The 21,517-nt window shown below is 50.9% G+C and carries 16 protein-coding genes and 1 riboswitch; of the genes, 14 read left to right on the top strand and 2 right to left on the bottom strand.

Translation table 11 applies throughout. The annotated features are described in order from the left end of the window. The 6 genes from BLQ82_RS20135 (at position 1) to BLQ82_RS20090 (ending at position 10,894) form a co-directional block, all read left to right on the top strand. Positions 1-1,374 carry a sugar phosphate nucleotidyltransferase gene (locus BLQ82_RS20135; protein ID WP_062523455.1) on the top strand — a complete coding sequence of 458 codons (1,374 nt, stop codon included), beginning with the start codon at positions 1-3 and terminating at the stop codon, positions 1,372-1,374. A 212-nt stretch (positions 1,375-1,586) separates the two neighbouring features. Beyond that, a riboswitch (cyclic di-GMP riboswitch) is annotated at positions 1,587-1,667 on the top strand. A gap of 13 nt (positions 1,668-1,680) precedes the next feature. After that, the gene (locus tag BLQ82_RS31125; protein ID WP_244280884.1) at positions 1,681-4,086 is read left to right on the top strand and encodes a PA14 domain-containing protein; all 2,406 of its coding nucleotides are present in this window, start codon (positions 1,681-1,683) and stop codon (positions 4,084-4,086) included. A 193-nt stretch (positions 4,087-4,279) separates the two neighbouring features. Further along, entirely contained in the window at positions 4,280-5,797 is a 1,518-nt protein-coding gene (locus BLQ82_RS20105; protein ID WP_143013507.1) for a glycosyl hydrolase, read from the top strand. A gap of 204 nt (positions 5,798-6,001) precedes the next feature. Then, on the top strand, positions 6,002-8,548 hold the full coding sequence (locus tag BLQ82_RS20100; RefSeq protein ID WP_062523456.1) for a discoidin domain-containing protein: 2,547 nt from the start codon (positions 6,002-6,004) through the stop codon (positions 8,546-8,548). Between the two features lie 175 nt (positions 8,549-8,723). Next, positions 8,724-10,199, top strand: a complete 1,476-nt coding sequence (locus BLQ82_RS20095; RefSeq protein WP_062523457.1) for a potassium/proton antiporter — start codon at positions 8,724-8,726, stop codon at positions 10,197-10,199. Positions 10,200-10,438: 239 nt separating this feature from the next. Beyond that, positions 10,439-10,894, top strand: a complete 456-nt coding sequence (locus BLQ82_RS20090; protein WP_062523458.1) for a Dps family protein — start codon at positions 10,439-10,441, stop codon at positions 10,892-10,894. A 128-nt stretch (positions 10,895-11,022) separates the two neighbouring features. Here the strand turns inward: BLQ82_RS20090 and BLQ82_RS20085 are convergent, their stop codons facing one another. Then, a complete protein-coding gene (locus BLQ82_RS20085; RefSeq protein ID WP_062523459.1) occupies positions 11,023-11,727 on the bottom strand; it encodes an AIM24 family protein in 705 nt (234 codons plus the stop codon). A gap of 31 nt (positions 11,728-11,758) precedes the next feature. Beyond that, positions 11,759-12,226 carry a hypothetical protein gene (locus tag BLQ82_RS20080; RefSeq protein ID WP_062523460.1) on the bottom strand — a complete coding sequence of 156 codons (468 nt, stop codon included), beginning with the start codon at positions 12,224-12,226 and terminating at the stop codon, positions 11,759-11,761. Positions 12,227-12,497: 271 nt separating this feature from the next. Between BLQ82_RS20080 and BLQ82_RS20075 the strand changes: the two genes are divergently transcribed. The 8 genes from BLQ82_RS20075 (at position 12,498) to BLQ82_RS20040 (ending at position 21,439) form a co-directional block, all read left to right on the top strand. Further along, positions 12,498-13,184 (top strand): M50 family metallopeptidase, encoded by a 687-nt coding sequence (locus tag BLQ82_RS20075; protein ID WP_062523461.1) that lies wholly within the window; start codon positions 12,498-12,500, stop codon positions 13,182-13,184. 184 nt (positions 13,185-13,368) lie between these two features. Next, a complete protein-coding gene (locus tag BLQ82_RS20070) occupies positions 13,369-14,052 on the top strand; it encodes a hypothetical protein (protein WP_062523462.1) in 684 nt (227 codons plus the stop codon). 232 nt (positions 14,053-14,284) lie between these two features. Further along, the gene (locus BLQ82_RS20065) at positions 14,285-15,250 is read left to right on the top strand and encodes a helix-turn-helix transcriptional regulator (RefSeq protein WP_062523463.1); all 966 of its coding nucleotides are present in this window, start codon (positions 14,285-14,287) and stop codon (positions 15,248-15,250) included. A gap of 253 nt (positions 15,251-15,503) precedes the next feature. Continuing rightward, positions 15,504-16,493: an ABC transporter ATP-binding protein gene (locus BLQ82_RS20060; RefSeq protein WP_062523464.1), complete on the top strand. Its 990-nt coding sequence runs from the start codon at positions 15,504-15,506 to the stop codon at positions 16,491-16,493. Next, a complete protein-coding gene (locus BLQ82_RS20055; RefSeq protein WP_062523465.1) occupies positions 16,490-17,503 on the top strand; it encodes an ABC transporter ATP-binding protein in 1,014 nt (337 codons plus the stop codon). The genes BLQ82_RS20060 and BLQ82_RS20055 overlap by 4 nt, the downstream gene beginning before the upstream one ends. A gap of 346 nt (positions 17,504-17,849) precedes the next feature. Beyond that, positions 17,850-19,517, top strand: coding sequence for an ABC transporter substrate-binding protein (locus BLQ82_RS20050; RefSeq protein ID WP_062523466.1), 1,668 nt, complete (start codon positions 17,850-17,852; stop codon positions 19,515-19,517). A gap of 11 nt (positions 19,518-19,528) precedes the next feature. Then, positions 19,529-20,533, top strand: coding sequence for an ABC transporter permease (locus BLQ82_RS20045; RefSeq protein WP_062523467.1), 1,005 nt, complete (start codon positions 19,529-19,531; stop codon positions 20,531-20,533). Positions 20,534-20,545: 12 nt separating this feature from the next. Beyond that, positions 20,546-21,439, top strand: coding sequence for an ABC transporter permease (locus tag BLQ82_RS20040; protein ID WP_062523468.1), 894 nt, complete (start codon positions 20,546-20,548; stop codon positions 21,437-21,439). The last annotated feature ends 78 nt before the right edge of the window (positions 21,440-21,517 follow it).

Below are 21,517 nucleotides of genomic sequence, written 5' to 3'. Positions count from 1 at the left end.
ATGAAACTGGTACTTCTATCTGGCGGTTCTGGTAAACGGCTCTGGCCGTTGTCCAATGATTCCCGTTCCAAGCAATTTCTGAAGGTGCTGCAAAGCCCGGCGGGCGAACCGGAATCCATGGTACAGCGGGTATGGAGACAACTTCAGGAGACAGGCATGGCGGATTCCTCGTATTTGGCTACCGGCCGCAGCCAAGTCGAAATGATTCAGAGCCAGCTCGGCGCAGAGGTGCCAATCATTGTGGAGCCGGAGCGCCGCGATACCTTCCCGGCCATTGCTCTGACTGCAGCTTACCTGTATTCAATGGCAGGGGTGTCTCCAAGTGAGACCGTGGCTATTCTCCCCGTCGATCCGTATGTGGAGGCTTCATTTTTTGAAACCGTCGTCCAGCTTGAGGCAACGATGCAGGAAAGCGGCGCAAATCTGGCGCTGATGGGTGTGGTCCCTGAGCTTGCATCCGAGAAATACGGCTATATTATTCCTACCAGCGATGAGGCGGCGGCAAGCGGTTATATGCAGGTGAGCCATTTCCAGGAGAAGCCGGACCGCGCACAGGCCGAAGAGCTGATCAGCCGGGGAGCACTGTGGAACTGCGGAGTATTCGCATTCCGCCTGGGTTATCTGCTGGATATTTTGCAGCGCAAAGGTCTGCCTTTGAACTATGAGGAACTGCAAAAGCAGTATAAACTGCTGTCATCCATCAGCTTTGACTACGAAGTGGTGGAAAAAGAGGAGAATATCGTCGTTCAGCCGTACGCCGGGTTCTGGAAGGATCTTGGCACATGGAATACCCTCACCGAGGAAATGAGCAGCAACCACGTGGGCAAAGGCTTCGTGACCGCCGATTCCGAAGGGACCTGCCTGATCAATGAGCTGGACATTCCGGTCACAGTAATCGGAGCGAAAGACCTGATCATCGCAGCCAGCCCGGACGGCATTCTGGTGACCCACAAAACGGAAAGCCCGCGCATCAAGGAAGTGCTGAAGTCTTTTGAACAAAGACCGATGTACGAGGAGCGCCGCTGGGGTCACTATAAGGTTATTGATTATGTGAAGTACGATGAGGGCAATGAAGTGCTGACCAAGCGGATTTTTATATCCGAAGGTAAAAACATCAGCTATCAGCTGCATCATAAACGCAGTGAAATCTGGACGATCGTCAGCGGCGAGGCAAGCATTGTGCTGAATGAGAAGATGCATAATGTGAAAGCAGGGGATGTAGTCCGCATACCGGAAGGAACAAAACATGCCATTCTGGCGCTGACAGATGTGGAGTTCATTGAAGTGCAGACCGGCTCGGAGCTGGTGGAAGAAGACAATATCCGTATTACACTGGAGTGGGAAGATATCGCTCTGCAGCAGTTTATTTCGTAAAAAATTGCGCCGAAGGCGCTGTCGAATCCGGCGGAACCTTCCCGGTTCCTGTCGGTTTAAGGGTTTTGAGCTAGGGCTAAATAATCTATTTACCCAATTGTTACAATTCCAAAACAGGTATTAAGAACCATTTATTAAGGAAAGTTCATTAATGCTCTAAACTAAAAATTTAATAGAGACGATACTTACGGTAAGAGGGAGAAATCCTTCCAAAACGACAAAGGCAAACCTAATCGAAAGATAGGGACGCAAAGCTATAGGGCCTTCGAAAGAGTGGCAGCCTGGCTACCGAAAGGAAGATGAATTTTGACAACTTACCGTAAGTCGCGTCTGGTGTCGATCATGTTAACTATTGCCCTGTTTCTGACTGCAGTGCCGTTTGGCCTGGGGGGCGCGCCATCGAAGGCAGCTGCTGCCCCGGATTCTTCAGCTCCGGTTAATCCCAATGCTTCAACTGCTGCCGTCAAGCTGCTTGACGATCTAAACGCTATTTCAGGAAAAGGTATTATCACTGGCCAGCATGACTATCTGGAGAACCCGGATGAATTCAGCAACAGATTGAAGTGGACGAGCGGAAAGTACGCGGCCCTTCACGGCTACGAGCTGGGCTTAATCAGCGGCCAGTCGGAAAGCACTGGAGCAGCGCAGCGCAGAAATGTGGTGAACAGCGCGATCAACTGGTACAAAAATGGCGGCATCGTCGTGATGACCTTCCATGAGCAGCTGCCCGGCACCCCGTACCAATGGGCGAATGTGCAGAAGACGCTTAGCCAAGCGGAATTCAATAAGTATGTAACACCGGGTACGGCTCAATATAACAGCCTGATCGCCGATCTGGACAAAGTGGCCGTTTCGCTTAAGAGCTTGCGTGACGCTGGTGTTCCAGTCCTATGGAGACCCTACCATGAAATGAACGGCAACTGGTTCTGGTGGGGGAAGAAAAATAATTTTGCGGAACTTTGGAATATTATGTATGACCGTTTCGTAAACGTTCATCAATTAAACAACCTGCTGTGGGTGTGGAACCCCAATGCTCCGAATGCCTCGTCGGATCCTTATGAACTGACCTATCCGGGAGCGGACAAGGTCGATGTTCTCGCAGCAGATATATATAACAATGATTATATGAACAAATATCATGACAGCCTGCTGAGCCTCGCGGACGGCAAACCCATTGCCATTGGTGAAAATGGCGAAATGCCAAGCACAGCCAAGCTGCAGCTCTCCCAGAGACAATGGGTCTATATGATGAACTGGGGAAAGATGCTCTATGAGAACAACAGCACCACTACCATCAAAAACTTTATGAATGACAGTTACACAGTGACACTGGATCAATACAAAGCTGGGCTGGTGGAGACACCTGCGGCTCCAGCTACTCCGACGGCTACGCCAACGCCAGTACCGACGGCTACACCGGCACCGGTGCCAACGGCCGCGCCAACCCCGGTGCCAACAGCTACACCGGCACCGGTGCCAACGGTAAAGCCTACAGCCACACCGGTACTATCTCCTGATGATGGTATGGTGGTTCTTCCCGGTCAAAATGGTCTTCAGGGAGAATACTTCAAGAATATGACGCTTTCGGGTACACCTGTACTCGTGCGTAACGACGCTGCGGTTAACTTCAACTGGCGCCTGAGCGCTCCGGTATCTTCACTGGGTGTGGATTATTTCTCGATCCGCTGGACCGGGCTAATCAAACCGTCGTACAGCGAGACTTATACGATTTCCACGACTTCAGACGATGGTATCCGCGTCTGGATTGACGGTACAGCCGTAATCGACAGCTGGACTAAGCAGAGCGGAACTGAACGTACCGGAAATATCACCTTGAAGGCAGGGCAGCTCTACGATATCAAAGTCGAGTATTACGAAAATGCAGGCGATGCCAACATTCGTCTGATGTGGCAGAGCACCAGCCAGACCAAAGCTACAGTTCCAACAAGCGCTTTGTACGTCAAGACCTCAGCCAGCCCAAGTCAAACATTGCTGGAAGCTGCACCAACGCCGGTGCCAACACCGGTAGCAACCCCGGTGCAAACACCGGTAGCAACGCCGGTAGCAACCCCGGCAGCAACGCCGGCAGCAACACCGGTAGCAACCCCGGTGCCAACACCGGTAGCAACCCCGGTGCCAACGCCGGCAGCAACCCCGGCGCCAACACCGACAGCAACGCCGGTAGCAACCCCGGCGCCAACGCCGGAACCTGCACTGGCACCGGCTCCAGAACCGATGTCGGCACCAGCACCTGCTCCGGCACCAGCAGCGCCTGCTGATAACGGATTGCAGGCGGAATATTTCAGCAATATGCTGCTGTCTGGTGCTCCGGCAGTTGTACGCACCGATGCTGTGCTCGATTTCAACTGGCGGTTGGGTTCGCCGGATGCTGCAATCGGCACCGATTTCTTCTCGGTACGATGGAGCGGCAAGATCAAACCGCTATATAGCGAAACCTATCAGATCTATACAACATCAGATGATGGTGTCCGCGTTTGGGTCAATGGCACTCTTGTGATTGACAGCTGGATGAAGCAGAGCGGAACCGAACGCACAGGAAGCATAAGCCTGGAAGCCGGGCAATTATATGATATCAAAGTGGAGTATTACGAGAACCAAGGGGATGCAAGAGCGCGGCTGATGTGGGAAAGTCCAAGCCAAGTCAAAGAGACGGTTCCTGCCAGCGCCCTTTTTCTTCCTTCCGCTTCCTAAAGAAATACTGCTGAATTCATCCCGAACGCCGATACTGGTTAAGCCGTTACAATATTAATCCTAAAAGTCCAATGGCCCTGCCTTATCAGCAGGGCTACTAAGCTATAGCCCTTCTATGTTGCATACTGGTCAAACTTTAAGTTCACCCATGTGCGAATTGGAAGCCACCTACGGCTGGAGAGAGGAGATTACATTGAACACTTACCGCAAGTACCGGCTTTTTATTACGATGCTGCCTATTATTTTTATCCTTTCCTTACTGCCTTGGAGTGAGGCGCGCAGTCTCTCTATTGAACGGAATGTGATCATTCCCCCGGAGGCAGTCACACCGGTGAATCCATCGGCTTCGCAGGAAGCCGCCGATCTGCTGGATTATCTGGCTGATCTCGGAGGAAAGGGCATAATCTCCGGACAGCATGACTATCTGGAGAGCCCCGACGAATACAACAACAAGCTGAAGAATGCCACAGGGGAGTACGCAGTGCTGCATGGCTATGAGCTTGGAGCGATTAACAACCAGTCGAGGGGAACCATTGCCCGGCAGCGCCAGGCTGTTGTGGACAGCGCAATTCAATGGCATGAGGATGGGGGCATCGTGGCGATGACGTTCCATCAGAACCTCCCCGGAACCTCCCCGGAGTGGGCTAACGTGCATATGAGCCTGAGCCAGGAGAAATTCGATGCCTATGTTACACCGGGGACGCCGGAATACAAAAGCCTGCTTGCTTCACTTGACGAGATTGCCGTCTATTTGGGTGAATTGCGGGATGCAGGAGTTCCTGTGCTGTGGCGTCCGTATCACGAAATGAACGGGAACTGGTTCTGGTGGGGGCAGAAGGATAATTTTTCCAAACTCTGGGATATTACGTACGACCGGCTGGTGAACCAGCATAAATTAAATAATTTGCTGTGGGTATGGAATCCGAATGCTCCGAATGAGTGGGCAGATCCTTACAGTGCCTATTATCCTGGAGCGGATAAGGTGGATGTACTGGCGGCTGATATCTACAATAATGATTACAAACAGTCTTATTATGAAGGCCTGCTCGAATTGGCTAATGGAAAGCCTATAGGCATTGGAGAGAGCGGGGAGCTTCCAGATCCTGCTATATTGTCTCAAACCCAAAGTAAATGGGTATATACGATGACATGGGGGAAAATGCTGACCGAAAATAACAACCTCCAGAAAATCCGGAGTTTTATGACCAATCAGCATACGGTATCCAGACAGGATTACCTTCAGTCGCTTAATACCAAAACGAACAATGCCGCAGGCATTATTTCGAAAAATGGCTTGAAAGGCCAGTATTTCAACAATGCTGAACTCTCAGGAACGCCTGTGCTCACCCGCAATGACAAGAAGATTGACTTTAACTGGCATGGAGATTCTCCGGCGGCAGGTGTGAACAAGGATTCCTTCTCCGTGCGCTGGACCGGGAAAATGAAGGCGGTCTACAGTGAGGAGTATACGTTCACTGCTTCCTCGGATGATGGCGTCCGTGTATGGATCGGCGACAAGCTGATTATCGACAGCTGGAAGAAGCAAAGCGGTGTCAGCCGCGTGGGGAGCATTCAGCTCACAGCAGGAACCTCATATAACCTGAAAGTAGAATATTATGAGAACCGCGGAGATGCAAGCATCCGCCTGATGTGGAAGAGTCCGAGCCAGAAGCCTGGGCTCATCCCCCAGAACGCCCTTACTCTTCCTTAATAAATGGAGCAAAATCAGGCCTGCAAGGCCTGGGCACACACCCCGGAAGAAAGCGAGGACATGGGAATGAGAGCTAGGACTAAGAAAAAAACACGCAAACCACTTCATCTTTTACTAAAATTCGCTGCACTTGCCATCTTGTTTCTGTTATCCATCTCTGTCTTCGGAGAGGACGGGACGAATAAAGGCAAAGTGGAGGTAGATATGTCTGAACTGTCCGCCGCCAATGATGCGGGACCAGAGCTGCCGGAGGGCACGACCCTCTGGCAGTTCGGACGGCATGACGGATCGGATGCGGAATTTGCAGAGACCGGAGCCCCTGACGGGGACGAAGTGATTAATGTTGCTTCTACGACTTTGAAAGCTTCTGCACTCCAGTCCATCCCTTCGGGGCTTCGAGGCGATACCAACCCTGAACTGCGGATTAAGTACAAATTGGATAAGATCCCGGAGAACGGGGTCTTATTTCGCGTAAGCATCCTCGATGCCTACAAATCCGTTCCGCAGATGAGCGTCTTTTCCAACCGCCAGCTATCGGGAATTATTCAGATCGCCGGTATCGACGGAACGGACAGCAAATACAATTTTCGTAAAACCTATGAGCTGTATATTCCCAAAGAACAGCTGGTTGCCGGTATTAATGAGCTTAAGCTCCAGACTACACGCGGAATGTATTCCTCAGATATGGAGGATAAATATAACTGGTGGACCTGGGATAATCTTAGCCTGGAGGCACTCAAGACACCGATCAAGGAGCCGATTCACGGCAGCTATACACTGACCGGGACTATGGTCAACAATAAGCAGTTTTATTTTGACGAAGGTGCGGTTACACATCTGCCTTATATCATGAAGTGGCTCGGTGTAGCGTACAGCGGCAATATTATGCGTACCAGCTGTGCCAGCGATGTCGGACGCTCCTGTTCGAATATGGAAGAATACTATAAGGTGCTGAAGGATTACAATATGCAGGCGGTAGCCTTGTATCTGTACACGGGCGATATCAAACTTAATGAAGATGGCTCACTGCCGGAAACCGCGGAGAAGAAGCTGACGGATTATTTCGAGAAGTACAGCCCGTACTTTCAATATTATGAAGTCGATAATGAGCCGGGGCTGTTTAACCGCTCCAAGGCGGTAAATCTGGCAATTGCCGACTGGCTGAACAAGAAGGGCAAAACAATCGCCCCCCATTTGCAGACCGTGGCTCCAGGCTGGGCCTATTGGCCGGATTACAGCGATGATTCCTGCGGCAATCAGAAGGGTACGGTGCGCCAGTGCGGCGACCCGGACGGCTGGGAACGTGATCCGGAGCAGCGGAACGAACTGGAGGAAGTGACTGACCTGACCAATGGACATTCTTACGGCGAGTCTTATATTTTCAGCAATGGAGGCAGCTTTACCGAGAATCTGAAAACCTTCGGCGGAGCCGCAGACGGGCTTGGCAAAAAAATGCTGACGACCGAATTCGGGACCTCCGACTCTCATGTGGATGCTTACCAATACGGAGCCTCCGAACGGACGGCAGCGGTGTTCGACCGGATTATGCGTGCGCATATCGGCTATGCGGACATGTTTGTCCAGCATGCGGCTTTTTTCAAAAACTTCAGCCTGTTCAAGTATGGCTTTAACCTGGAAGACCATGATCCGGTAAAAACGGAGATTTATTATACCAAGAAAGGCGAGGATTCGCGTGTCAGCATCATGAGGCGGCTGGATCTGGCTTATGCCACACACGGCGCTCCGTTAAGCTACGAAATCACCAATAAGGAGGCCCTGGCCGACAAGCTGGTGTATGTCCGTGCGGTTGATACCTCCACTCTGGAGCCTTTGGCCGGAACCGGAGCCACCTCGAACAAGGTACTGGTAAACTTCGTCAACTTTGAGGAAACACCGCAAACCGTCACAGTGAAAGTGAACATGCCCAAGAAAACAGTGTATGAGGGCGAACGCTTCGGCAACGGGGATACTTATGAAGAAGCCCGCAGCTATGTCTCGGGAAAAAGTGCTGCACCAACGCTTGAATTCAACGAAACACTCGCTCCCGGTGAGGCTGTACAGTATATTCTGGAGCCTTCCTCCGAGGTAGCGGATGTTGCACCCCAAGGTTTAAAAGCAGCAGCTGTCAAAGGACCCTCTGTTAAACTGAATTGGCTGGAGGCCCCCGGAGCAAGCTATGAAGTGCTCCGGGCCGACAGTCCCGGCAGTGAGCTCAAGGTAATTGCCACCGGCATCAAGCAAACAGAATATACGGACGGCAAGCTGCAGGAGGGCACATTGTACACCTATGCGGTTCGTACAGCAGGTTCAAGTGTAATGTCGGAGAAAACACAGATCACAGCTACTGGACTGGTTCCCCTGGACCGTTCGGAGTGGAAGGTTTCATCCAATGTGAACACTGAGGCTTCAGGTCCGGCAAATGCCATTGACGGAGACAGGCGGACACGCTGGGATACCGGCAAACATCAGGCTTCCGGAGAATATATCCAGATTGATCTGGCGGGTGTCCATTCGGTGGAAGCGGTAGATTTGGACTATACCTTATCTTCTTATGATTATCCCCGGGGATATGAGCTATATATTTCGGATGATGCAAAAAGCTGGAACAAGATCGCTTCCGGTAAAGGAAAGCTGGAAAAGACCAAAATCGAATTTCCTGCAGTCAAAACAAGATATCTCCGGATTGTGCAGACCAGCTCGGGAGGGAACTACTGGTCCATTCATGAAATGCAAGTCTATTCAAGAGAATAAGCCCATCCGAATAACCTCCGTGGATTTATGGACCACTGGGGTTTTTTACTGTGAATTGGGAAAGCTGAATAAGGGCAACTGTTGCTTTGGGATTAGCGGGTATGGGGTAATAACGTACATATCAGACCAGCCTGGTGTGAAGGGCGTTACTTACAGGAAAGGCGGTACCTTAGATATGACACATCTTGCGGACAATATTATTTTACTGCTGGCAGCGCTGCTGCTGGTCGGTGTGCTCTCTACCAAATTCTCCACGCGCTTTGGCATGCCTGCACTGGTACTGTTCATCGCCGCGGGAATGGTGCTTAGCCGCTTTGTTTATTTCAACAATGCCTCATTGACGCAGGTTGCCGGTATTTTTGCCCTGATTATCATTTTGTTTGAGGGCGGCATGCAGACCAGCATCAAGGACATTCGGCCGATCATCGCCCCTGCACTTTCTTTGGCGACGGTGGGTGTGCTGCTGACCACAGCGATTGTAGGAGTGTTCGCAAGGTTTGTGCTGGATGTGCCATGGGCGGAAAGTCTGTTGTTCGGAGCCATTGTGGGCTCTACTGATGCGGCAGCGGTGTTCTCTGTCCTCGGCGGCAAAAATATTGACAAACGCCTGACGTCTACGCTTGAGGCGGAGTCAGGCAGCAATGACCCCATGGCAGTGTTTCTGACCGTATCGCTGATTGAATGGATTCAGCATCCCGATACCGCCATCTGGAGCCTCCTGCTGTCCTTTGTATGGGAGATGGGGATAGGGCTGGTGATGGGAATAGCGGTCGGTAAGCTTGCCGTCTACCTGATTAACCGGATTAATCTCGATTCTACCGGGCTCTATCCGGTCATGGCGATCGGGTTCGCCGTGCTGACCTATGGACTTGCAGCCATGGTCCATAGCAGCGGCCTGCTGGCGGTATATGTCATAGGCCTGACTTTGGGAAATTCCGAGCTTATGTATCACCGGACGATCATGAATTTTAACCATGGCTTCGCATGGATGATGCAGATTGCTATGTTCATCCTGCTGGGGCTGCTTGTATTTCCGAATGAACTGGCGGACATTGCCTGGCAGGGCCTTCTGCTATCCGTAATTCTCATGCTGGTTGCAAGGCCGGTGGGAGTGTTCCTGAGCCTGCTGTTTGCCAGGTTCTCTATCCGGGAGAAAACATTGATCTCCTGGGCGGGCCTGCGCGGTGCGGTACCGATTGTACTCGCGACTTATCCGCTGCTGGCGGGACTTCCGCAAGGGCGTTTATTCTTTAATGTTGTATTTTTTGTGGTATTGACCTCGGCGGTCATTCAGGGGACAACCATTTCTCCGCTGGCCTCCCGGTTAAGGCTTGTTGGAAAAGACGATGCCCAGCCTTCGCTTATGGAGCTGGTGGCACTCGGCAAGACGGATTCCGAATTCAATCATATTGCCATTGACCAGCATATGCCTATAGCCGGGATGCAAATTGCGCAGATAGGGCTTCCCGAGGATATTCTCTTCACCGCCATCATCCGTAATAAAAGTATTGTGACCCCGCATGGGAGCACAGTCATCGAGCCGGGAGACACAGTATATGTGCTCAGTCCAAAATCAAAGCGTGACGAGATGCGGGCCATCTTCCGCAGCGGAAAAGGAAAGGTGGCAGAATCCCATCTGCCGATAATGTAATCTTATCTGCCGCAATGGAGTAATTTATGTCAATTCGGCAGCATTTGGCTAAATGTGATAGAAATAATAGGTGTCGAAGGGGGAGTGTGCTAGAATTTGCAGCAGTTCCATGTCCTATGAATCGGAACCGTTATTTCAGGATAGCTTGCAAAACTCTGAGCGATATGTTAAATTGTATATAGATTTAGAACGAGTCTAAATACAAATAACAAATAAATAGGCCATAGGAGGTTGTTCGAATGAGTACACAAATCAAGAGTCATACTGAACTGCACGCTGCCTTAAACCGTCAGACCGCAAATTGGACACTGCTGGGAGTGAAGCTGCATCATTACCACTGGTATGTGAGTGGACCCCAATTCTTCACGCTCCACACCAAATTTGAAGAGCTGTATACAGAAGCTGCCACATATGTGGATGATCTGGCAGAGCGCCTGCTGGCGATCGGGGGCCAACCGGCTTCAACGATGACACAATATCTGGCTCTCTCCGATCTTAAGGAAGCGGCTGGTGGAGAAACCGCACAGGAAATGGTTGCCCAACTGGTTAAGGACTTTGCTGTTGTGACCGAGGAATTGAAGAGCACGATCTCGGCTGCGGAAGAACTGAGTGATCAGCCTACTGCCGACCTGCTGATTGGAATAAGAAACAGCGTGGAGAAATCCGCCTGGATGCTGAACGCCTTCTTGGCTTAATCCAAGAAGCTGAGGCAGATTTGAGCGTTACTTACCGTTAGCCATAACCCAAGTTACAGCCTCAACAAAGAGCGCCGCGCGAAGAAATTCGCGGGCGCTCTTTTTACAATCGATAACCGTATATCGGGCTACTTAATGAAGACCCCGCCAAAGGGCAGTGCTTCACGCAGAAAACGTTTGATAATGCCGTCCTCATTATTGTCGCGTTCGAAGCGGCGGCTCTGGCGTCCGGCCTGAAACATGACCGGTCCGTGGCCGGTCATCTTCCAGTGGTAGCTCATATGCTGGCTGGCTAAGTGATTGCCGTAGACGGTCAGCTCAAGCTTGGCGTTTTCGGGATAAGCGATAATACTGCCGGCATCCACATACAGTGGATCTAAGGGGTGCAGCTCGGCTTCACATACGGTTCCCTCGGTCAGAATGCCGATGCTGCCCGGTCCCGAGAACTTAACCTTGATAACATCGCGTGTAACAAGCATGTTCTTCATGCTCAGCACCCTGGTCTGCATAGTAATTCCTTTGCTGTAGAAGAACAGATGCCTGAAATCATAGAGCAGATCGCTTTTTCCGTCCAGCTGGAAGGTTTTGACCCTGTAGCCGGGAGGCAGGGCGGCAACGAAGCGGCAAGGGCCGGTCATATCCGAGCGGATCAGCTTGCGTTTGCGGTACATTCCCTTGACATCCATCAGCCGGTCCGCGCGGCCTGAAGAAGGGCCCTGATAAGCGATTATTTGCTGTGGATGCAGCACATGAATTTCTTCGTTCTCGTCAACAGTGAAGGCCACGGCTTGTCCGCTGCCGCTGTCGCCTTCATCCTGGACATCGATGTTCATAGTTTACACTCCCTCATGTACACATTACACATTAAAGCAGGCGGTCGCTTTTTCTGGACCTGTGGCGCATGCCCAGCCGCAGCAGCCGGATCAGCACGAAGTAACCGAGTACCAGCGCAAGTCCGGTAACTACGGTAACTTTAATCCGGTTATAGTAGTTCTCCCTTGCTGTACGGTCATTTTTCAGTTCATCCACCACTTGGCTGAGCTGGCGGTTCTGCTCCTGCAGGGCCGCGTTCTGGGCCTGATAATCAGCCATCTGCTGCAGGGTTTGCCCAAGCTGTTCCTTGGTCTGCTGCAGCTCCTCCGTAGTTTGCCTGTAGCTCTCCTGCAACTGATTGACCTCACCGGGAAGCTCCGAGAAATTCTGCAATCCATTATATAAGTCACTGAAATAATTAGCCTTTGCCGCAGGAGCGGGAAAGATGACTGACAATCCCAGGAGCATCAGTACTGAACATAACAGCTTTGTATAAGTGTGTTTTACTTTGGGCTTCATTTCTAAATCACCACCTGGTATAGACTGGCCTTTCCTCTTATTTTAACATAGCAGAACTAGCTTGGCTTGGCATCTGGTGCCGCAGTATGGCGTGATTTGGCGGTTGGGGCGATATTTTGTCCCTAACAAGAGTTTACAAAGTTTTTACCCTGCGGCCCAGGAGGATAACCATATCTACAGGTAATACCGGATTCAGGCCCTTAAGGTTTCTTTTTGGCTACCGTTCCTGGCTGAATTCACGTATACTTTGTACGGAAAGGGGCTGCACGCTATGAACAAATGGCTCAAAACCCTGCTGTTTCTTGCAGGTTCCGCTTTACTGACCCGGCTGATTCCATTTTCCTCTCTGTTCCGCAATCTGGATACCATGTTCCATGAATTCGGCCATGCGCTGGTCACGCTGCTGCTCTCGGGGAGTGTGCTGCGCATTGAATTGTATGCAGATCATAGCGGAGTCACCTACTCGGCTATAGAAGCGGGCGGGAAGGCGGTTCTGGTATCACTGGCGGGGTATACGCTGGCGTCATTATTCTCACTTCTGCTGTTTTATCTGTATAACAAAGGGCGGTATAGATGGGGACTGCTGCTGGCATCCGGTGTGGCGCTGGTGATGCTTGTCCTGTATGTGCGGGGCGGATTCGGCATGCTCTGGCTGGGCGGGTTCATCCTGCTGAATCTGGTCATGCTGTTCGTCTGGCCAAAGGCGGGCAAATATTATTATTTATTCCTGGCCTTCCTGACCCTGGAGGAATCTGTCATGGGCTCGCTGTTTCTGGTCTCGGCTGCGGCGGTTACCCCGGGACGTGCAGGAGATGCGGCTAATCTGGCACGGCTTACACCGCTCCCTGCGATTGTCTGGGCGCTTTTGTTTTTTGTATTCTCGCTGTTGTGTGCAAAATGGGCGCTGGGATTTTTTTTCAAGGGGGAGCGGAGCAGACGCAGCACTGCAAGCTACTAAAATGAGTATTTATCACCATGTTTCGACAAAAGTATGTTCTTTCACAAAGAGGCATTCTCCTTTTAAGGGGGAGTGCCTCTTTTTTTGTCGATATTATAGGACCGAACATATATTCCATGACAAGGAGTTGTCCGCCAATATTGGTACATTAATAGAAGACCCAAAAAAAGAAAGAGGTGGAAATATGCAAGCAAGTTTTCAGCCCACATTTACGTGGAGCCAGGAACGGATTTTTGCAGCCGGTGCGCAGAATGTAGTTCTGCTTATCGAGTGGAAGGGAATTTCCAATCCTGAGGAATCCCGCAAGCGGACCCGGAAGGTGGTGGCCCGCGAGATTGAACTTAGAATCTGGCTGGAAGCACATGTAACCTTCAATGGATGTCATGGCTGCAATGCAGAAACCGGGGAGGGGCGTTCTATACTGCTTAAGCTTGGCAAACTATATTCCAAAGCACGGAAATACATCGCATTGGAATTCACGATGGCAGCCAAACCGGCAGGAATTCATGAGGCCCTCTGGCTGCAATGGCAGTACAAACAGCCTCCGGTAGAACGGATCCGGGAGCTGCCTCTGAAAAAGCTCAGCATGGAATATACACATCATACAGATGTCCTGTCAGAACGGTGCTGCTTCCATGTCGAGAAACACCTGGTGCTACTGAAGACGGAGAAGCTGCTGGAAGAAGTGGCAGTGCAGCGCACCAAAGGCAACACCCAGACGGAGTTCGAGCATCTACGGCGGCAGGCAGACGATTTACTGCTGCTGGCCGCCAGATCCGGAGATATGCAGCTTGTGAAAGAAGCGGAAACAGTGTATAAACAGCTTGACGCAGAGAGTCAAGTCTGGTGGAGGACAGCAACAAGATAGGGGGGGCTGCGGGCATTGTACGCGACCCTGCCAGTACATACATAAGCATATTCATTCATAATCTTTTGCGGGGGTTAGTTAACAATTAACCGATTTATAAGTATGGTAATGTAGTAAAATAGTTCTATTATCTTTATTAATTTGAGTTATTACATCAATGGTTATAGATATATATAACTAATTTATTTAAAATAATGGGTCTATTTTACCATAAACTCAAGGGGAACTGAATATGACAGACCGATTAATCCGGCTAATGCGCATTATTACGCTAGTGCAAGCCAAACCGGGAATTTTGGCCCGCGAACTGGCGGAACGCTGCGGCAACAGCGAGAGAACGATATACCGGGATATGGATGCGCTCAGCGCCATGCACATCCCTATCATCCATTTGGGACATGGGAAAGGATACGCTTTTATCGGTAATTTTGCATTATACCCTCTGGATTGGTCGGAAGAAGAATCGGCCGCATTTTCACAGCTGCGTGGTATTATGGATGACATCAAAAACATACTGCCTCCCAGCTTTGAAAGCGCCTATGAGAAAGTAATGGCCGCAGCCTACAAGCAGAAGGCGGAAAGGGAAGAAACGATGGAAACTGCCAAAAGAGAAGCTGGACAGCTATGGATGGAAAGAAGCGGGTATCAGGATGACCCGCCGCCCTTTTTGACCGAGGTATTGAACGCCATCATGAAGCAAAACAGCATTCTGGCCGATTATAGCGAGAATGCCTATGCTGAAAGAAACATTCAGATTGATCCATACTGCCTTGTTCCCTTGGAGAATCGTTATCATCTAATCGGTTTTTGTCATCGTTTCGGGATTATCCGGACTTTTCATCTTCATGGGTTCTCGAATGTGCAGCCGACGAATCTTTGGTTTTCCAAAGAGCAGTTTGATTTGCAGGCCTTTATGGAGCAGAAGTGGTCATTGGACCGGGATAGTCTGCAGGTAGAGTTCAAGATCAGGTTTTCGGAACGGATGCTGGACCGGATCAAATACGAGGATATGTTCGTGAAACCCAACAAGGTAGACCTCCAGACCAGGTGCCTGCATTTTAAAGTGGCAATAGAACAGGACATCGGCTTTGTCCGCTGGATTCTGAATTTTGAAGAAGAGGCCGAAATTATGGAGCCGCTATATTACCGGGAGATGCTGAGAAATCAGCTAGAGAAATGGCTGTCGCTATATAAATAGCACAGTTTTTTCTTTTATTGAGGACTGAATTTATTCCCATATAAACACTGGTGTTAGTTTAATGTACAAAAACATCTTGTCTATCCAGGATTTATATAGTAGTGTTATACCATTAAATAACAATAATGTAGACTTATCCCGAATTCCTATCGCTTCGTGTAAGGTGTTGGATATTCTTTATTTCGTCTATGAGGCAACTCACTATTCTTTCATTTGACCTGTGTTCAATTTCTAATAGAAGAGAGGGTTCATAGTGGTCCAGCCTATTCTGAAAGTTGAGGAATTGCACACTCATTTTTTTACTGAACGCGGCGAAGTGCCGGCAGTGGACGGGGTTGATCTGTACATCAATCCGGGAGAAGTTCTGGGCGTGGTGGGCGAATCAGGCTGCGGCAAAAGCGTCACATCGCTGTCCATTCTGAAGCTCGTTCCTAATCCGCCGGGCAAGATCGTGAGCGGGCGTATTTTGCTGAAAGGCCAGGATATCGTACCGCTGAAAGAAAAAGAAATGCGCAGCATCCGCGGCGGTGCCGTATCGATGATTTTTCAGGAGCCGATGACTTCTCTGAACCCGCTGTTTACTGTCGGCCAGCAAATCATAGAAACTGTCCGGCTGCACCGTGGCCTGTCCAAGAAGGATGCCCGCACACATGCGGTGGACATGCTCCGCAAGGTCGGCATTCCCCGGCCGGAGGCCATTATCGGTGAGTATCCGCATCAATTGTCGGGAGGAATGCGGCAGCGGGTGATGATTGCGATGTCGATCTCCTGCAGTCCCGAACTGCTCATTGCGGATGAGCCGACAACAGCGCTTGATGTTACGATACAGGCGCAGATTCTTGACCTGATCCGCAAGCTGAACGAGGAGCAGGGAACTGCGGTTATGCTCATCACCCATGATCTTGGGGTGGTGGCGGAAATGTGCCAGCGGGTTGCCGTAATGTATGCGGGCAAGGTGGTGGAGGAGGGCAGTGTGCGTGATATTTTCAAGAATCCCCTGCATCCTTATACCCGGGGGCTGATCCAGTCGGTGCCGAGAATGGGCGAAACCAGGGAGCGGCTGTACTCGATTCCCGGCAATGTGCCGATCCTGAGCAAGGAATTGCAGGGATGCCGGTTCGCACCGCGTTGCTCCCATGTGATGGAGCTCTGCCGGCAATCCCTTCCGCAGCTGAAGCTGCAGGAGGATAACCACAGTTGCAGATGCTGGCTGCATGATAGCCAACAGGAGGATGCGGTATGAAGGATAGCCTGCTGGAGGTCAAGAACCTCAAGAAATATTATCCGGTCAACAAGGGGTTTTTCAACAAAACTCAAGCTTATATCAAAGCGGTCGATGACATATCCTTTGCTGTCAGGAAGGGCGAAACCTTTGGCCTTGTTGGAGAGAGCGGCTGCGGCAAATCAACGGCCGGCCGTTCATTGCTTCGTCTGATCGAGCCTACGGCGGGGGAAGTCTGGTTCGAAGACCGGGATATCACGAAGCTGTCTATGGAGGAGATGCGCAAGCACCGGCGGGAGATGCAGATTGTTTTCCAGGACCCGTTCTCTTCCCTCGACCCGCGGAATACCGTGCAGCGTATCCTGGAGGAGCCGATGATTGTGCATGGCGCAGGCAATGCGAAGGAGCGGCGGGCGGCTGTTGAACGGCTGGCCGATGTAGTCGGTCTGGCCAAGGCGCAGCTTCAGCGGTACCCCCATCAGTTCTCCGGCGGCCAGCGCCAGCGGATCGGGATTGCCAGAGCGCTGGCGCTGCAGCCGAAGCTGATTATTGCCGATGAGCCTGTGTCAGCCCTTGATGTGTCCATCCAGTCCCAGGTCATTAATCTGATGCAGGATTTACAACAGGAATTTGGACTAACTTACATATTCATAGCCCATGACCTTAGTGTGGTGAAGCATATCTGTGACCGTGTTGCCGTGATGTACCTTGGACGGATTGTGGAGATTACCGATAAGAACAAGCTGTATGACCAGCCTCAGCATCCTTATACACAAGCGCTGCTGTCAGCGGTTCCTGAACCCGATCCGGATATCCGCAAGGAGCGGGTCATTCTGCAGGGAGAAGTGCCGAGTCCGGCAAATGCGCCGGTAGGCTGTGCTTTTAATACCCGTTGCCCCCGGGTGATGGATGTCTGCCGCAGTACAAGACCTGCGCTGCTGGAAACCGGACCCGGCCATCTGACAGCATGTCATTTGTATAACGGAGAGGACCGTACCCATCTGTATAAGATGAACTTGAAAGATTCATAAAAGGTAGAAGTGCGGAGGGGAAGTTTGGAACTGTAAGAGCGAATGCGTCCGCCTGAAAGCTTTCCGTAGGAAAGCTCGCTATCTCCAGCATAATCAGTCACCGGATTTCAACCGCGAAAGGCGGTTCAATCAAGAAATTCTTACGACAACAGCGGCTGGAAGTCCAAACATTCCCCGTAGTTACGACCATACCCCGCAATGTAGAACTATAGTTCAATTTATCTGGCTTAGTGTGAGTGAGGCTAATTCTGCCGGCAAATCTTTGGCCTTGGTATGTGGCAGCGCTTTGGCGCGACTCCATATAGAAGTTTTAACACTTTAACGAAAGAAGGGAGTTTTTCTAAAGATGAAGAAATGGAGCAGTCTTGCACTGGCAGTAACGCTGGGGACCGTTTTGACCTTAAGCGGCTGCGGAGGTAACAACAATGCCGGTACAGAAGCAACAACGGGTTCGAATGCAGCGGCGACCACTGTACCGGAAAGCTCACCTGAAGCGGCGGCACAGCAGGATACCTTGATCTTGGGACGCGGCGGCGACTCTGCCTCACTGGACCCGGCCATTGTGACCGACGGCGAATCGCTTAAGATTGCCCATCAAGTGTTCGACTCCCTGCTGGAGTACAAGCCGGGAACCTCTGAAGTACAAGCTTCGCTTGCTGACAGCTGGGAAGTTTCTGCTGACGGTTTGACCTATACTTTCAAGCTGCATCCGGGTGTGAAGTTCCATGATGGAACGGATTTCAACGCCGAAGCGGTAGTATTTAACTTCACCCGCTGGAGCGATCCGGCAAGTGAATTCAAATTTGAAGGGGACTCTTTTGATTATTATGATTCCATGTTCGGTCCGGACGGCAGCCGTGTGATCAAGGAAGTGAAGGCTGTGGATGCCACAACCGTACAATTTACTTTGAAACAGCCGCAGGCACCATTCCTGCAGAACATTGCGATGACCTCTTTTGGGATTGCCAGTCCTGCTGCCATAAAGGAAAAGAAGGAAAACTTCAAGAATGAGCCTGTGGGCACCGGACCTTATGTGTTCAAGGAATGGAAGCACAACGATTCCATTACACTGGACAAAAATCCTAATTACTGGAAAGAAGGGCTTCCTAAGCTGAACAAAGTCATCGTTCGCTCTATTCCGGATAACTCGGCACGCTTCAACGCCCTGCAGAACGGCGAGATTGATCTGATGGAGGATTTGAGCCCGGATGATCTGTCCACGCTTGAAGGCAACACTGGACTGCAGAAGATTGAACGTCCTCCGTTCAATGTGTCTTACCTCGGCTTCAACTTCAAAAAGAAACCTTTTGACAATGTAAAAGTAAGACAGGCGCTGAACTATGCTGTAAATAAACAAGCTATTATCGATGCCTTCTTCTCGGGCCAGGCCACTGCTGCTGTTAATCCAATACCTCCATCACTGTGGGGCTACAACGATGCTGTGAAGGATTATGAATACGATCTGGATAAAGCCAAGGCACTTCTGGCCGAAGCCGGATATCCCAAGGGTCTCCCGGACCCGGTAACCTTGTATGCCATGCCTGTATCCCGGCCTTACATGCCTGACGGCAAGAAGGTTGCTGAAGCCATCCAAGCCGATTGGGACAAAATCGGTGTAAAAACCGTTATTGAATCGCCGGAATGGGCGACTTACCTCGATGATACCAAAGCCGGAGAAAAAGATGATATCTACATGCTCGGCTGGACGGGCGACAATGGAGACCCGGATAACTTCCTGTACACCCTCCTGGATAAAGATGCTATTCCGGGAAACAACCGCAGCTTCTATGTAAATGAAGAACTGCATAGTCTTCTGATCAATGCCCAGAAGGAAACGGATCAGACCAAACGTTCTGGTCTGTACAAGCAAGCCCAGGAAATTATCAAAGCGGACGCGCCTTGGATTCCGCTGGTGCACACCACTCCGCTGCTGGCTGCCAAAGCCAACCTGAAAGGGTATGTTCCAGGTCCGACAGGTACGGAATATTACAGCGAAATTTACTTCGAACAGTAGGTGAGCCGAATTTGAACTCCTACCTATTAAAACGCATCATGGTATTGATCCCTGTGCTGATCGGGATGACAATTATCGTTTTTTCCATTATTCATGCGATACCGGGTGATCCGGCGGAAACGATTCTGGGCCAAAAAGCTACAGAGCAATCCAAGCAGGCGCTGCGGGAGCAGCTTGGACTGGACAAGCCCTGGCTGCAGCAGTATTTCAATTATATGGGGGATTTGCTGCAAGGAGATCTGGGAACCTCCATCCGCACCAAAACGCCGATTGCCAAAGAAATAATGCCTTATCTTGCGGCAACTCTGGAGCTTACGGCAGCCGCTATGCTGTTTGCAACGATTGCAGGTGTCAATGCGGGGATTCTGAGCGCTTGGCGGCAAAATTCATGGTTCGACTATACCGCGATGATTATTGCGCTTATTGGCGTCTCCATGCCGATCTTCTGGCTTGGGCTGATGGAGCAGCTGCTATTCTCGCTGAAGCTGCATTGGCTTCCATCCATAGGGAGGATGGACCAGCGCAATCCGGTAGAGAGCATTACCAATCTCTATGTGATTGATACGATAATTGCTGGACAGTGGGGACAGCTGTGGACGGTTATTAAGCATTTAATCCTGCCAAGCATCGCGCTCGGAACCATCCCGATGGCGATAATCGCCCGGATGACCCGTTCCAGCATGCTGGAAGTTATGAATTCCGATTATATCCGTACGGCAAAAGCCAAAGGCATGCCGCAATTCCTGGTCGTGTACAAACATGCGCTCAAGAACGCGCTGATTCCTGTGCTGACGGTAGTGGGCTTGCAGACAGGCGCTCTTCTCGGCGGAGCGGTGCTGACTGAGACGATCTTTGCCTGGCCGGGCGTGGGAAGATATATATTTGAAGCGATCAGTTCCAGGGACTACCCGGTGATTCAGACGGGGATTCTGATCATTGCTTTTATTTTTGTTGTAATCAATCTGCTTGTGGATCTGCTCTATGCCGCTATCGATCCGCGCATCAATTACAGGTGAGGGGTGAAACCTATGGGACAGGCATCAATTAAAGTAACACCCCCGGGTGTAGCTGCCGACAAGGTTTACGGACCTTGGCGCGATGCGTGGAAGGCCTTCCGCAAGAACAAGACGGCTATGCTCGGTTTATGTATTATTGTATTTTTTGTGCTGATCGCTCTGCTGGCGCCGCTTATTGCTCCCTATGGCTTCAAGGAGCAGGAGCTGGTCAACCGGCTGAAAGCGCCGTCTGCCGCTCATTGGTTCGGCACGGATGATCTGGGGAGGGATATGTTCACCCGTATTATTTATGGAGCGCGCATCTCACTGTGGGTCGGTTTCTTTGCCGTCATCGGATCTATTATTGCAGGTACATTTCTGGGCATCCTGGCGGGATTCTACGGCAAATGGACGGATATGCTGATTTCACGGCTGTTCGATATTCTGCTTGCTTTTCCGAGTATTCTGCTGGCAATTGCTATCGTGGCGATTCTGGGGCCCTCCCTGCAGAATGCGCTGTACGCCATCGCTATTGTTAATATCCCTACGTACGGCCGGCTTGTGCGGGCAAAGGTACTCTCCCTGAAGTCGGAGGAGTACATTACGGCGGCTAGAGCAATCGGGATGACCAACACCCGGATTCTGCTTACCCATATCTTGCCGAACAGCCTGACGCCGATTATTGTGCAGGGTACGCTTGGCATCGCCACGGCTATAATTGAAGCGGCAGCCCTTGGCTTCCTTGGCCTTGGCGCCCAGCCGCCAGACCCGGAATGGGGCAAGATGCTCTCCGATTCACGGCAGTTTATCCAGAAGGCTCCTTGGACAGTGGTGTTCCCGGGGCTCTCCATTATGCTGACTGTCCTGGGCTTTAACCTCATGGGAGACGGCCTTAGGGATGTGCTTGATCCGCGGATGAAGAATTAAGGTGTTCCGAAAAGTCCTGTTAGGCGTTCGCATTACGCCTAATAGGGCCTTTTTTAATTACTCCTGATATTAACTATA

It is taken from the genome of Paenibacillus jilunlii (genome assembly GCF_900102965.1).
GTDB classification, from domain to species: domain Bacteria; phylum Bacillota; class Bacilli; order Paenibacillales; family Paenibacillaceae; genus Paenibacillus_AQ; species Paenibacillus_AQ jilunlii.
Note: the sequence above shows the minus strand (reverse complement) of the source record. Positions and strands in the feature narration are given on the sequence as shown.

Excerpts from the sequence above, each read along its gene's own strand:
- BLQ82_RS20135 (WP_062523455.1), top strand. The coding sequence starts at position 1 with ATGAAACTGGTACTTCTATCTGGCGGTTCTGGTAAACGGCTCTGGCCG.
- BLQ82_RS20100 (WP_062523456.1), top strand. The coding sequence starts at position 6,002 with ATGTCTGAACTGTCCGCCGCCAATGATGCGGGACCAGAGCTGCCGGAG.
- BLQ82_RS20050 (WP_062523466.1), top strand. The coding sequence starts at position 17,850 with ATGAAGAAATGGAGCAGTCTTGCACTGGCAGTAACGCTGGGGACCGTT.
- BLQ82_RS20090 (WP_062523458.1), top strand. The coding sequence starts at position 10,439 with ATGAGTACACAAATCAAGAGTCATACTGAACTGCACGCTGCCTTAAAC.
- BLQ82_RS20065 (WP_062523463.1), top strand. The coding sequence starts at position 14,285 with ATGACAGACCGATTAATCCGGCTAATGCGCATTATTACGCTAGTGCAA.
- BLQ82_RS20075 (WP_062523461.1), top strand. The coding sequence starts at position 12,498 with ATGAACAAATGGCTCAAAACCCTGCTGTTTCTTGCAGGTTCCGCTTTA.
- BLQ82_RS20080 (WP_062523460.1), bottom strand. The coding sequence starts at position 12,226 with ATGAAGCCCAAAGTAAAACACACTTATACAAAGCTGTTATGTTCAGTA.
- BLQ82_RS20070 (WP_062523462.1), top strand. The coding sequence starts at position 13,369 with ATGCAAGCAAGTTTTCAGCCCACATTTACGTGGAGCCAGGAACGGATT.
- BLQ82_RS20040 (WP_062523468.1), top strand. The coding sequence starts at position 20,546 with ATGGGACAGGCATCAATTAAAGTAACACCCCCGGGTGTAGCTGCCGAC.
- BLQ82_RS20085 (WP_062523459.1), bottom strand. The coding sequence starts at position 11,727 with ATGAACATCGATGTCCAGGATGAAGGCGACAGCGGCAGCGGACAAGCC.
- BLQ82_RS20055 (WP_062523465.1), top strand. The coding sequence starts at position 16,490 with ATGAAGGATAGCCTGCTGGAGGTCAAGAACCTCAAGAAATATTATCCG.
- BLQ82_RS20095 (WP_062523457.1), top strand. The coding sequence starts at position 8,724 with ATGACACATCTTGCGGACAATATTATTTTACTGCTGGCAGCGCTGCTG.